Origin of the sequence: Streptomyces sp. NPDC058964, from assembly GCF_042741275.1 — a bacterium.
Lineage (GTDB): Bacteria > Actinomycetota > Actinomycetes > Streptomycetales > Streptomycetaceae > Streptomyces.
Genome location: NZ_JBHYKH010000262.1, coordinates 1 through 12,392, shown reverse-complemented (window position 1 = coordinate 12,392; position 12,392 = coordinate 1). Strand labels below are relative to the sequence as shown.

Here is a 12,392-nt window from a genome sequence, read left to right as displayed (position 1 = left end):
CCCCTCGGGCGGGGGGGGGGGGGGGTGGGGGGGGGGGGGGGGGGGGGGGGGGGGGGTGCCGGGTCCCCCCCCCCCGGACCGCCACGGTCGGCGGCAACCTGGTCGGCAGCACACTGCGCTGTCTGCTGCCCGCGGCCCTCGTGCTGGACGCCCGCGCCGTGGTGCTGGCGGCGGACGGCCCGTACGAGACCGACCTCGCCGAGGTCCTGGCCAAGCGCCCGGTGCTGCTGAGCCTGCGCTGGCGCACGCCGCTGGCGGATGCGTACCGCAAGCTGCCCGGCGAGGCGGGCGGCGAGCCGCCCCTCGTCGTCGCGGCCGCCGTGCACGCGGCCGGGCCGGACGCCCGCCGCCAGCTGCGCGTAGCCGTCCGCGACGGCTACGAGGTCCTCACCGAGACCCTGCCCTGCGACAACGGCACCGACGCCGACCGGATCCTCGACGCCCTGAGCCACACCCCGCTCGACGCCCTCCCGGCCACGGGCCGCGAAGTGATCCGGGAGCAGGTCACCGCGGTCCTGACGGCAGCGGGCGGCCGCTGAGCGTCAGACCGACGCCCCCGGCCCCGGCCCGAGCTGCACGGCCCACCCGGACCCGGAGCACACGGCGCGACGCGCCATCCGCGGCGCCCTCACCGAGGGCCGCCCGCCGGCGTCGGCCGGCGCGATTGCGGAGTACCGGCGCTGCATGGGCCGGAGGGTCGTGGCCGGCCCGTGCCCGCTCACGCCGAGCGACGGAAGCCGATCGTCGGTACCGCCCTGCGCAGCGGCCACGGTCTGGCCTGCTCCTCCGGAACGAGGTGCTCCAGGAACGCGTACCGGCGCAGGGCGGCCGGATCCTGCCCCCGCACCGACTGCACCTTGCGCCACCACGCGCCGATCTCGGCCCAGCCGGGCGCCGAGAGGGAGCCGCCGAACTCCTGGACGGAGAGCGCGGCCGTCAGCCCGGCGAAGGCGAGGCGGTCGGCGAGCGGCCACCCGGCCAGGGTTCCGGTGACGAAGCCCGCGACGAAGACGTCCCCGGCGCCGGTCGGGTCGAGGGCCTCGACGGCGATCGCGGGCACCTCGGCGGTCTCCCCGGTCCGCCGGTCCACGGCATAGGCGCCGTCCGCGCCGAGGGTGACGACCGCCAGCGGCACGTGTTCGGTCAGGGCGTGGGCCGCCGCGCGCGGGCAGTCGGCACCGGTGTAGCGCATGGCCTCCTCGGCGTTGGGCAGGAAGGCCTCGCAGCGTGCCAGGTCGGTGAGGGCGGCCAGGTTCCACGCGCCCGTGTCGTCCCAGCCGACGTCCGCGAAGATCCGGGTGCCCTGGCTCGCGGCCCGCGCGATCCAGGGCGCGCTGATGCCCGGCGTCAGGGACGCGACCGCGGCACGCGCCCGCGGGATACGGTCCGGACCGCCCTCCCGGCCGAACACGGCCTCGGGGGGCGGCTCGTGGCCGTGGGAGACCATCGTGCGCTCGCCCTCGTACGCCATCGAGACCGTGACCGGGGAGTGCCAGCCGGAGACCGTACGGGACGGGGACAGGTCGATGCCCTCGCCCTGGGCGAGCGCGTCCCAGCAGTACTCGCCGTAGTGGTCGTCGCCGAAGGCGGCCGCGAGAGACGTCCGCAGGCCGAGGCGGGCCAGGGCCGTCGCCATGTTCGCCACGCCGCCGGGGCTCGAGCCCATCCCCCGTGCCCACGACTCGGTCCCGCGCACGGGGGCCGAGTCCAGGCCGGTGAAGATGATGTCCAGGAAGACGGTGCCCGTGAGGTAGACGTCCCAGGGCGGATCGCCCGGGGTGCGCACGGCGGCCAGCGGATCGACCCGGGCGGGCCAGTGGTGCGGGTCTCCGAGGTGTTCCGGTTCCTCTCCGGCAGACGCGTTGGACGCGGTCACGGTGCGCTCCCTGACTGGTGCGGGTCTGGCCAGTGTGCACCACGCCGCGCAGGGGACGGCGGCTCTCGCGCCGGTGCCGCTCGACCGGGACCGGCTGCTCCGCTACCAGCGTGGCGTCGGCGGCGTCACCCACCCGGGTTCGGCCACCCGCATGGCCGCCGCGTCGTCCCGGTCCCGGAGCGAGCCGTCGTTCTCCGCCCACCGGCGGTGCAGCCTGGCCAGCCTGTCGCGGTCCAGTTCCACGCCGAGGCCGGGGGCGTCGGAGACGGTGACCCGGCCGCCGGAGAAGGCGGTCCGCTGGGTCAGGACGTCCTCCGACTGCCAGGGGTAGTGGGAGTCGCAGGCGTGGTGGAGGCCGGGCACGGTCGACGCGACGTGGGTCATCGCGGCCAGGCTGATCCCCAGGTGGGTGTTGGAGTGCATGGACACCCCGACGCCGAAGGTGCGGCAGATCGCCGCGAGGTGCTGGGTGTTGCGCAGCCCGCCCCAGTAGTGGTGGTCGGAGAGGACCACCTGTACGGCGTCCCGGACGAACGCCTCCTTGATCTCGGCGAAGGTCGTCACACACATGTTGGTGGCCAGCGGGACGTCCGTGCCCGCGGACACCTGGGCCATCGCCGGGGTGCCGAGCGCCGGGTCCTCCAGGGACTCGAGCACGTCCCCGAGTTCCTTCGCCACCTTCAGCGAAGTCTCCACCGACCAGGCGCCGTTGGGGTCGAGGCGCAGGGGGTGCCCCGGGAACGCCTCGGCCAGGGCGCGTACGGCTGCGATCTCCTCGTCGGGCGGGAAGACACCGCCCTTCAGCTTGAAGGAGGTGAAGCCGTGACGCTCCTTGAACTTCCTCGCCTGCTCGACGACCCCGGCCGGGTCGAGCGCGGCTCCCCAGTCGTCCGCCTCGGCACCCAGGCCTTCCGGGTGGGCGGCCCACTTGTAGAAGAGGTACGCGCCGTACTCGACCGAGTCGCGCACCTTGCCGCCGAGCAGCGCGTGCACGGGCAGGCCGAGTGCCCTGCCCTCGGCGTCCAGGCAGGCGACCTCGAAGGCGGAGAGGACGGAGAGCCTCAGCTTGTCGGCGGTCTGGACGCCGCGCAGTCCGCCGACGTCGACGGCGTCCTCGACCCGGGAGTCGTCCACGGCGACGTCGAGGGTGAACAGAGCGTTCACGTCCGTGACCCGGCGGCCGATCAGGCGGTCGGCGAGCGGGCGTGCCAGTTCCAGGTACCTGGTGTCGCCGTACGTCTCGCCGAGTCCGGTGGTTCCGTCGGCCGTCACCACCTCCACGATCAGGCGCGGGGTGTACGGCTGGTGCACGCCCTGCGTGTTCAGCAGCGGCGGATCGGCGACCAGGACGGGCGTCAGCCGTACCTCGGTGATGGTCAGGTCACGGGTCACAGGGCGGCTCCTACGAGGTCGAGTCCGGTGGTGAGCAGCGTCTTGAGGGCGGCGAGATCGGCGGGCGACGGATCGGTGAGCGGGGCACGGACCGGGCCCACCGGGTGGCCGCGCAGCCGGGCCGCCGCCTTGACCAGGGACACCGCGTATCCGGGCGCGCGGTCGCGCAGCTCCACGAACGGGACGTAAAAGCCGCGCAGCAGCTTGTCGACCGTGCCGTGGTCGCCCTCGCGCAGGGCGGCGAAGAAGGCGTTCGCGATCTCGGGGGCGAAGGCGTGCACGGCGGAGGAGTAGGCGGGGACGCCGACGGCTGCGTAGGCGCGGGCCTGGATCTCGGCGGTGGCGGCGCCGTTGAAGAACAGGAAGTCCCCGGGGGCGTCGAGGGTGAGCCGCTGGAGGCGGTCGAGGTCGCTGTGGCCGTCCTTGAGGCCGATGACACCCGGGATCCCGGTGATCCGCCCGAACGCCGGCACGTCATAGGCCACTTGGCCGCGCTGGTAGGCGATGAGCGGCAGCCGGGTGCGGGCGGCCAGCCGGGCCAGCTGCTCGACCAGCCCGTCCTGCGGCGCGGCGACGAGGTAGTGCGGCAGGACGAGGAGCGCGTCAGCGCCGGCCTCTTCGGCGATCCGCGCGAACCGGGCGGCCTGCGCCCAGCCGTACCCGGTCCCGGCCACCACGGGCACGCGTCCCGCGGCCTCCTGGACGGTGATCTCCACGACCCGCCGGTACTCGTCCTCGTCCAGGGAGAAGAACTCGCCGGTGCCGCAGGCGGGGAAGACGGCTCCGGGTGCGGTGGCGAGCCGGTCCGCGACATGGGTCCGGAAGCCGCCGGGGTCGAGGGAGCCGTCGTCGTGGAAGGCGGTGAGCGGGAAGGACAGCACGCCGTTCGCCATGCCGTCCCGCAGCCTCCGCGCCACGGTCTCGGTCCGTGCGTCTCCGGCCACCGGCGTCATCTCCCCATGCAGACGTCATCCATGTATGAGAACAGAGATTAGATACGCGAACGGCGACCGTCAACGGCACCTCACCCCGTGGACGTCGGCGCGCCTCTTTACCCAGTGATCACCACGCCAAACGGAAGGTGTCCCACATCACACCGCACACGCTTCTTCCGTAACCACCTGCTTGATACAACTTGCTCGCGCGTTCCTGTCCGTCGACGGTCGTCGCCCCTCCCCCCTCTTCGACCCGCTCCTTTCGCATGCCCCGGGAACGCCCGTGTCCGCCCCCCGCACCACACCCTGGCCCCTCGTCGCCCTTTTCACGGCCGGCTACCTCGCTCCGTATCTGCTGCCGACCACCGTCGGCAGGCTCGAGGCGGGGCTTCCTCTCTCCCCCACCCAGGCCGGCGCCATCGGCAGCGCGCTGCTGCTGAGTTCGGCGGCGGCCGGCTTCCTGCTCGCGTCGAAGGCCGACCGGATCGGGGCACGCACGTCGGCCCGCGCCGGTCTCGCGCTCGCCGTCCTCGGCTACGGCGGGGCCGCCCTCACCGGCGTCGTGCCGCTCGTCGTCGTGGGCGCCCTGCTCGGCGGGTTCGGCTCGGGCACGGTCACCGCGGTCGCCGCCACCGGCATCGCCGCCCTGGGGGCGCCCCCCGCTCGAGCGGAGTCGAGAGCTTGGGGGAGCGATCCCCACCGCGCGTCCACCCTCGGCCTGCTCTGCGTCTCCGCGCTCGCGGGCGCCGTCTGTCTGACGGTCCCGCACCTCGGCGCGGGCCACTCGCAGCCCCTGGCCGCGATGGCTCTCACGGCGCTCGCCGTCTGGCCGCTCACCGGCCGCCTCACCGCCCGCACCGCCCCCCTGCGCACTCCCGCCGAACGGACGGCGGCCCGGCTCCCCCACCGGCGCCTGGGACTCGTGCTTGCCACCGCGATGCCCTTCTGGTCCCTGGCCCAGAACTCCCTCTGGGGCGTCAGCGGCCGCATCGGCCTCACCCAGGCACACCTCGGCGAGGCGACCGTCGGCGCGGTGTTCGCGGCCGCGCTCGGCGCCGGGCTGCTCGGGGTCGTCGGAGCGGGCGCGCTCGGGCCACGCCTCGGCCGGGCCGTGCCCATCGGCGCGGGTACGGCGCTGATCGCGGCCTGCATCGCGGTCAGCGCCGCGGCCACCGATCTGACGGGCTTCGCACTGGGCGAGATCGCCTGGAACCTGGTCTACCCGATCGTGCTGTCGTACGTGATCGGTCTCGCCGCCTCCCTGGACCCGCGCGGCCGCTGGGCGGTGCTGGTCGGCTCGGCCGCGTCACTGGGCACGGCGGCGGGCCCGCTGACCGGCAGCATGCTCTCCGCGCGGGCCGGCTTCCCGGTCATGGGCCTGGTGCTCGCCGCCGGGCTGCTGGCGATCGCCTTTCCGCTGACCGCCGTCGCGCTGCGCGCGGGCAGGCGGACGCAGCCGGTCGTGGCGATCCCGGTGGAGGCGCCGGCCGTGCCCGCGAGGCACGCCTACGGCACCGCCTACGAGAACTCGTACGCGTCGACCTCGGCGAGGTAGCGGGCCCGCCGCTCCTCGTCGTCCTCCAGGAAGGAGGCGAGGAAGGAGTTGCGGGCCAGCTCGCGCATCTGCTCCTTGGACAGCCCCAGCGCATCGCGCACCGCGTGGTAGTTGTCGGCGACGTAGCCGCCGAAGTAGGCCGGGTCGTCGGAGTTGACCGTGCACAGCAGACCGGCGGTGATCATCGCGGCGAGCGGGTGCTCCGGCAGGACGTCGACGGCACGCAGCCGGACGTTGGAGAGCGGGCAGACAGTGAGCGGGATCCGCTCCCGCACCAGCCGCTCCACCAGCGCCGGGTCCTCCATGCAGCGCAGGCCGTGGTCCACCCGCTCGACGCCGAGCACGTCCAGGGCCTCGGTGATGTAGGCCGGCGGCCCCTCCTCGCCCGCGTGCGCCACGCGCCGCAGCCCGAGCGCGGCGGCGGCCGCGTACACCTCGCGGAACTTCGCCGGCGGATGGCCGACCTCGGCCGAGTCCAGGCCGACACCGGTGATCCGGTCGAGGTACGGCCGGGCCGCCTCCAGGGTCTCCAGGGCCGAGTCGGCGGACTCGTCCCGCAGGAAGCACATGATCAGCCGGGTGGACACGCCGTGGTTCTCCTCGCTGCGCCCCAGCGCCCGCCACAGCCCCTCGACGACCGTGCCCATCGGCACTCCCCGGGCGGTGTGCGCCTGCGGGTCGAAGAAGATCTCCGCGTGCCGCACGCCCTGCGCGGCGGCCCGGGCCAGATAGGCGTCGGCCAGATCCGCGAAGTCCTGCTCGGTGCGCAGGACGGCCATGAGCTCGTAGTACAGGTCCAGGAAGGACTGGAGGTCGTCGAACTGGTACGCCTTGCGGAGCTCTTCGGTGTCCGCGTACGGAAGCCGGACGCCGTTGCGCTCGGCGAGCCGGAACGCCAGCTCGGGTTCGAGGGTGCCTTCGACGTGGAGGTGCAGTTCTGCTTTGGGGAGGGGCATCAAAGCATCGTATGCGCCTTTTATCCGCGCTTCGGGACCGGCACTCGCAGAAGGTCGTGCGCCACGGTCAGCTCCCCCGCGAAGCCGGCCGCCCGCGCCTGCAGCTCGAACTGGTCCGGCTCGGAGTAGCGCTGGCTGAAGTGGGTGAGCACCAGGTGCCGCACCCCGGCGTCCCGGGCGGCCCGGGCCGCCTGGCCCGCCGTCAGATGTCCGTGGTCGACCGCGAGTTCCAGGTCCTCGTCCAGGAAGGTGGACTCGATGACGAGCATGTCGCAGCCCTCGGCGAGCGCGTGCACCCCGTCGCACAGGCGTGTGTCCATGACGAACGCGAACCGCTGTCCGCGCCGCACCTCGCTGACGTCCTCCAGGCGCACCTCCCCGAGGGTGCCCTCGCGCTGGATCCGTCCGACGTCCGGCCCCTTGATGCCGTACGCGGCGAGCCGCTCGGGCAGCATGCGGCGTCCGTCGGGCTCCACGAGCCGGTAGCCGTAGGACTCGACGGGGTGGGACAGCTTCCGGGCCTCCAGTGTGTACGACGGGGTCACCGCGAGGTCGCCGTCGGCGTCCACCGGCGCCTCGGTGAGCTCCACCGTCTCCCGGTAGGCGGTCGCGTACCGCAGCCGGTCGAAGAAGCGCTGCCCGGAGCGCGGGTAGTGGGCGGTCACCGGGTGCGGCACCTGGTCGAGGTTGATGCGCTGGATGACGCCCGCCAGTCCCAGCGAGTGGTCCCCGTGGAAGTGCGTGACGCAGATCCGGTTGAGGTCGTGCGCGGCGACCCCGGCGCGCAGCATCTGGCGCTGCGTACCCTCACCGGGGTCGAAGAGTATGCCCTCGCCGTCCCAGCGCAGCAGGTAGCCGTTGTGGTTGCGGTGCCGGGTCGGGACCTGGCTGGCGGTGCCGAGGACCACCAGTTCACGTACGGACACGGCGGTCTAACCGGGGGGCCACTGCATGCCGCGGCCGCCGAGGATGTGCGCGTGGGCGTGCCACACGGTCTGTCCTGCGCCGCTGCCGGTGTTGAAGACGATGCGGTAGCTCTCCAGCTTGTCCTCGTCCGCGACCGCCCGGGCCTCGCGCAGTATGTCCGCGGCGACGGCCGGTTCGGCGGCGGCGAGTTCGGCCGCGTCCTTGTAGTGCACCCTGGGGATCACCAGGACGTGGGTGGGCGCCTGGGGGTTGATGTCCCGGAAGGCGACCGTCGTCTCCGTCTCACGGACGATCGTCGCCGGGATGTGCCCTGCGACGATCTTGCAGAACAGGCAGTCGTCCTGCGGCTCCCCTGCCATGGGTAGGCCTCCTCAGCCGGATGATCTCGTACCGGGGCATGGTATCGAGCGTGTGCTTCCCGGCGCGGGGTCGGCACCCTCCCCGTCACGGCAGCTCCGGCGGAGCCTTCGCCGGCGTCGACTCCAGCGAGGCCAGCGCCAGCGCGATCGCCTCGTCCAGTTGGGGGTCCCGGCCCGCCGCCCAGTCCTGGGGCCGCTGGACCACCTCCACGTCCGGGTCCACCCCGTGGTTCTCCACGCCCCAGCCGTAACCCTCGAGCCAGAACGCGTACTTGGGCTGGGTGATGAGCGTGCCGTCGACCAGCCGGTACCGGCTGTCGATGCCGATCACCCCGCCCCAGGTGCGGGTGCCGACCACCGGACCGATGCCGAGGGCGCGGATCGCCGCGTTGACGATGTCGCCGTCGGACCCGGAGAACTCGTTGGCGACGGCGACGACCGGACCCCGGGGCGCGTCCTGCGGATAGCTGTAGGGCCGCATGCCGCGCGGCAGGACCCAGCCGACGATCCGCCGGGCGAGCTTCTCCACGACGAGCTGGGAGGTGTGGCCGCCCCGGTTCTCCCGGACGTCGACGACCAGCCCCTCGCGGGCCACCTCGACCCGCAGGTCACGGTGGATCTGGGCCCAGCCGGGGGCCTGCATGTCGGGCACGTGCAGATAGCCGAGCCGGCCGCCTGAACGCTCGTGGACGTAGGCACGCCGGCCCGACACCCAGTCGTGGTAGCGCAGCGGCTCCTCGTCGGCGATCGGGACGACGACCGCGTGCCGCAGGTCGCCGCCGCCCGACGGCGAGATGGTCAGCTCGACCGGCTCCCCCGCCGTACCGACCAGCAGCGGCCCCGGGCCGGTCACCGGGTCGACCGGGTGGCCGCCGACCGCGAGGATCGCGTCCCCGGCGCGCACGGCGACGCCGGGCGCGGCGAGCGGGGAGTGGGCGTCCGGGTCGGAGGTCTCCGAGGGCAGGATCCGGTCGATGCGCCAACCGCCGTCCGGGTGGCGCGAGATGTCGGCGCCGAGCAGGCCCTGCCGGGGGCCGGCGCCGTATCCGCCCCGCGGGGACACATAGGCGTGCGAGGTGCCGAGTTCGCCCTGCACCTCCCACAGCAGGTCGACCAGGTCGTCGTGGGTGGCGATACGGCCGAGCAGCGGCCGGTAGCGGTCGAGGACGCCGTCCCAGTCGACCCCGTTCAGGTCGGGCCGCCAGAAGTGGTCGCGCATGATGCGCCCGGCCTCGTCGTACATCTGCCGCCACTCGGCGGCCGGGTCCACGGTCTGCCGGACCCGGGCGAGGTCGACGGTGACGCTCGTGTCGCCGTCGTCGTCATGGGCGGCGCGCCGGTCGCTGGGTACGACCCTGAGCCGGTCGTCGGTCCACAGCAGGACGCGTTTGCCGTCGCCGCTCACCTCGAAGTGGTCGGCGTCGGCGGCGAGGTGATCGATGCGCCGCTGGGCGAGGTCGTAGCGCTCCAGCTCGGTCTTGGGGTCGGGGTCGTCGGGGGTGGCGCGGGAGGCGCCGAGGACACCGCGCACCGGGTGACGCAGCCACAGCACGCCGTCCTTGGCCGCGCGCAGGTTGGAGTAGCGGGCGGCCTCCACCGGGAAGGGGACCACCCGCTCGGCGAGCCCTTCGAGGTCGACGCGGGTGGTCGGGGTGCCCTCGCTGTCGGGGGTCTCGTCCTTGTCCGGGGTCTCGAAGGGGCGGCCGTGCCGCTGCGGGCCGAACGGGGACGGCGTGGTCGCGGCGAGGGTGATCAGGTGGGGGCGGTCACCGACGACGAAGGCCAGGTCGAAGACGTGCTCGTCGTAGACCGGGTCGAAGGAACGGTTGGACAGGAAGGCGAGGTGCTTGCCGTCGAGGGTGAAGGCCGGCGCGTAGTCCCGGAAGCGCAGCGGGGTGGCCTCGACGACCGACAGGTCGGTGGTGTGGGCGAGCTTGAGCTGGGACAGGGGGCGCGGGCCGGGGTGCGACCAGGCGAGCCAGGCCGAATCGGGCGAGAAGGCCAGCCCGGACACCTCGCCGTACGCGCTGCGGTCGACCTCGCGCACCTCGCCGGTCTCCCGCTCGACGAGCAGCAGCCGCCCGTCGTGCGCGGCCACGGCGGCCCGGCTGCCGTCGGGTGCCATGGCCAGCGCCAGGACCCGGCCGAGCTGTCCCGCGGCGAGGCGTCTGGGGATCGCGCCGGGCGCCAGTCCGGTCGCCGGGGCGAACTCCAGGGCGTCCTCGCCCTCGGCGTCCGTCACCCACACCACCCACTCCTCGCCGTCGGCGCGGAAGGTGCGCGGCAGCCGGGCCCGTACACCGGGCCGGGCGGCCAGCGCGCGGGCGGGACCGGAGCGGTGGGTGACCCAGTGGACGGCGCCGCGCACGGAGACCGCGCTGCCGCGCGCGCCGTGGTCGGGGGACGCGGCCCCGAACCAGCGTGCCGCATCCACCGGGAACGGCTGCAGGTCGACCCGCGGCCCGCCCAGGCGCACGTCCAGCCGGCGCGGCTCGGCGCCCTCGAGGTCGTCCAGCAGCCACAGCTCGCCGGCGCTGGAGTAGACGACCCGGCTGCCGTCGGTGGCCGCGTGCCGGGCGTAGAAGCCGCCGAGGGGGGTGTGCCGCCGCAGCCCCGATCCGTCGGCGAGGGAGGAGTACAGCGCGCCGGTGCCCTCGTGGTCGGACAGGAAGGCGATCCGGTCGCCCACCCACACCGGGTGCTCGATGTTCCCGTCCAGCTCCTCGTGCAGCCGTACGAACTCGCCCACGCCCTCCCCGTCGGGGCCCTCCCCGTCGATCCACAACTTGCCCGCCGTACCGCCCCGGTAGCGCTTCCACCAGGCTGCCTCGCGCCCCATCGGCGCGGACAGCAGGACGGTGTGCGCACCGAAGGCGACGTCGCCGACGGGCCCGTACGGCAGGGTGGTGGCCGGTCCCCCGTCGAGCGGAACGGCGTGCGCCCAACTGCGGCGCAGGCTGGCCTGGCCGTGTGTGGTGAGCGCGAGGACGTGTCCGTCCGGGGTCCAGCCGCGCACCTGCGTCCGCCAACTGCCCCAGTACGTGAGCCGTTTGGCCGGACCGCCGGAGACCGGGGCGATGTGCACCTCGGGGGCGCCGTCGCGGGTGGAGGTCCAGGCGACCGTCGTGCCGTCGGGCGATATGCGCGGCAGGGAAACCGGCACGTTGTCGGCGCTGACCCGCCAGGCGCGGCCGCCGTCGAGGGGCGCGAGCCAGATGTCGTCCTCGGCGGTGAAGGCGACCAGGTCGCCGTGCAGATGGGGGAACCGGAGATACGCGCCCGGCACTGACTGCCCTGTCGCCCCCGTCGACCCCGTCGATCCCGTCGGCCCCGTCGGACCCCTCGATGCGGACTCAGTCACCCGATCACCCTACGCACCGGGCGGAGCCGGCGGATCCCTTTCCGATCACTTGCCCTCGACCGGCCAGCAGGTGGGGTCGCCCTTGCACCAGATGGTCCGGGTGACGGTGACCGTGGGGCCGGGCTGCTGCCCGCCCGGCGGACGGTGGGTGACGGGCGGGGTGTACGTCGGTCCCGGCCTGGCGTCGCAGTTGCCGAGGCCCTTGACGTGGAACCACTGCTTGCCGCCGACCTCGGCGACGAGGTCGCCGCGCACGCAGGCGCCGTCCACGGCCTTGGTGACCCTGCCCGTGACGGTGATCTTCCGCCCGTCGTCCGTCTGCCCCTGGCAGTCGACGGAGACGACGGTGCTCTCGCGGGGCGAGGGCGTCTTCCCGGGCGTGGGGGCCTTGTTGCCGTAGTTGCCGGTGCAGCTGAGCCAGCGCACCTTCACGTGCTGCCGTTCGAGCTCGGCCGTCGCCGTCTTGTCGGTCGTGTACGCCGCCGTCGCGGAGTTCAGGTCACCCGGCCGGCACGCCACGGCTCCGCCCACGGCCAGCACCGCGAGCCCCGCCACGGCCGCCACCCGCGTCCCGCACGGCCGTCGCCGAATCCGCCTCAGTACCCCCATGGAGGGCAGCCTGCCACCGACCCGGGCGTCGCGGAAGGGCACAAACGGCCACTCAAGTGTTCGCGCACGTCACCGTCGAGTGCGACCGGCGCGCCTACCCTGGCCGGATAGACAGCGACCGCAGGCTCAGAAGGCTCGTCGTCGACGGGAGGGTGTACCGGTGGCACGTCCGGCACCGGCACGCGGCCGGCGAGGGGTGCAGCGACGTGCTGACGCTGTATCTGGCCGGGGTCCGTACCCGGATCGTCTTCCGGGAGGGCGAGGGGCGCATCGTCTCGGGCGGCGCGTACTGGCACTCGGGTCTGGTGGCCACGAGCGACGGCGACCCGCTCAACCTGCACGAACCCGGTGTCGTACGGGCCTTCGTCGACGAGGCCCGGCAGCGCGGAGCGCTGCCCGGCCCCGCGGACCTGGACGGCTGG

The 12,392-nt window shown here is 74.0% G+C and carries 10 protein-coding genes and 1 pseudogene; 3 read left to right on the top strand and 8 right to left on the bottom strand.

Going from position 1 to position 12,392, the window contains the following annotated elements:
* Positions 1–539: hypothetical protein (locus tag ACFW2E_RS27840; RefSeq protein WP_384469815.1), on the top strand; the 539-nt coding region annotated here is incomplete at its 5' end.
* A gap of 179 nt (positions 540–718) precedes the next feature.
* Here the strand turns inward: ACFW2E_RS27840 and ACFW2E_RS27835 are convergent.
* The 3 genes from ACFW2E_RS27835 to ACFW2E_RS27825 form a co-directional block, all read right to left on the bottom strand.
* Complete coding sequence (locus ACFW2E_RS27835) at positions 719–1,876, bottom strand: carbohydrate kinase family protein (RefSeq protein ID WP_384469814.1); 1,158 nt, start codon at positions 1,874–1,876, stop codon at positions 719–721.
* A 102-nt stretch (positions 1,877–1,978) separates the two neighbouring features.
* Complete coding sequence (locus ACFW2E_RS27830; protein WP_384469813.1) at positions 1,979–3,268, bottom strand: glucarate dehydratase family protein; 1,290 nt, start codon at positions 3,266–3,268, stop codon at positions 1,979–1,981.
* Positions 3,265–4,161 carry a 5-dehydro-4-deoxyglucarate dehydratase gene (locus tag ACFW2E_RS27825; protein WP_384469816.1) on the bottom strand — a complete coding sequence of 299 codons (897 nt, stop codon included), beginning with the start codon at positions 4,159–4,161 and terminating at the stop codon, positions 3,265–3,267. Before ACFW2E_RS27825 ends, ACFW2E_RS27830 begins: the two co-directional genes overlap by 4 nt.
* A 325-nt stretch (positions 4,162–4,486) precedes the next feature.
* Between ACFW2E_RS27825 and ACFW2E_RS27820 the strand changes: the two genes are divergently transcribed.
* Positions 4,487–5,758: an MFS transporter gene (locus ACFW2E_RS27820; protein ID WP_384469812.1), complete on the top strand. Its 1,272-nt coding sequence runs from the start codon at positions 4,487–4,489 to the stop codon at positions 5,756–5,758.
* Here the strand turns inward: ACFW2E_RS27820 and ACFW2E_RS27815 are convergent.
* From ACFW2E_RS27815 to ACFW2E_RS27795, 5 genes are all read right to left on the bottom strand, one after another.
* Complete coding sequence (locus ACFW2E_RS27815; protein ID WP_384469811.1) at positions 5,722–6,714, bottom strand: adenosine deaminase; 993 nt, start codon at positions 6,712–6,714, stop codon at positions 5,722–5,724. The genes ACFW2E_RS27820 and ACFW2E_RS27815 overlap by 37 nt on opposite strands.
* A gap of 20 nt (positions 6,715–6,734) precedes the next feature.
* Complete coding sequence (locus ACFW2E_RS27810) at positions 6,735–7,640, bottom strand: ribonuclease Z (protein WP_384469810.1); 906 nt, start codon at positions 7,638–7,640, stop codon at positions 6,735–6,737.
* Positions 7,641–7,646: 6 nt separating this feature from the next.
* Positions 7,647–8,000: a histidine triad nucleotide-binding protein gene (locus ACFW2E_RS27805; protein ID WP_384469809.1), complete on the bottom strand. Its 354-nt coding sequence runs from the start codon at positions 7,998–8,000 to the stop codon at positions 7,647–7,649.
* Between the two features lie 85 nt (positions 8,001–8,085).
* Positions 8,086–11,286 carry a S41 family peptidase gene (locus ACFW2E_RS27800; RefSeq protein WP_384469808.1) on the bottom strand — a complete coding sequence of 1,067 codons (3,201 nt, stop codon included), beginning with the start codon at positions 11,284–11,286 and terminating at the stop codon, positions 8,086–8,088.
* A gap of 120 nt (positions 11,287–11,406) precedes the next feature.
* A complete protein-coding gene (locus ACFW2E_RS27795; RefSeq protein ID WP_384469807.1) occupies positions 11,407–11,970 on the bottom strand; it encodes a hypothetical protein in 564 nt (187 codons plus the stop codon).
* Between the two features lie 56 nt (positions 11,971–12,026).
* Between ACFW2E_RS27795 and ACFW2E_RS27790 the strand changes: the two are divergent.
* A pseudogene (locus ACFW2E_RS27790) lies at positions 12,027–12,392 on the top strand (hypothetical protein); the annotation flags it as partial.

Excerpts from the sequence above, each read along its gene's own strand:
- ACFW2E_RS27825 (WP_384469816.1), bottom strand. The coding sequence starts at position 4,161 with ATGGCGAACGGCGTGCTGTCCTTCCCGCTCACCGCCTTCCACGACGAC.
- ACFW2E_RS27815 (WP_384469811.1), bottom strand. The coding sequence starts at position 6,714 with ATGCCCCTCCCCAAAGCAGAACTGCACCTCCACGTCGAAGGCACCCTC.
- ACFW2E_RS27805 (WP_384469809.1), bottom strand. The coding sequence starts at position 8,000 with ATGGCAGGGGAGCCGCAGGACGACTGCCTGTTCTGCAAGATCGTCGCA.
- ACFW2E_RS27795 (WP_384469807.1), bottom strand. The coding sequence starts at position 11,970 with ATGGGGGTACTGAGGCGGATTCGGCGACGGCCGTGCGGGACGCGGGTG.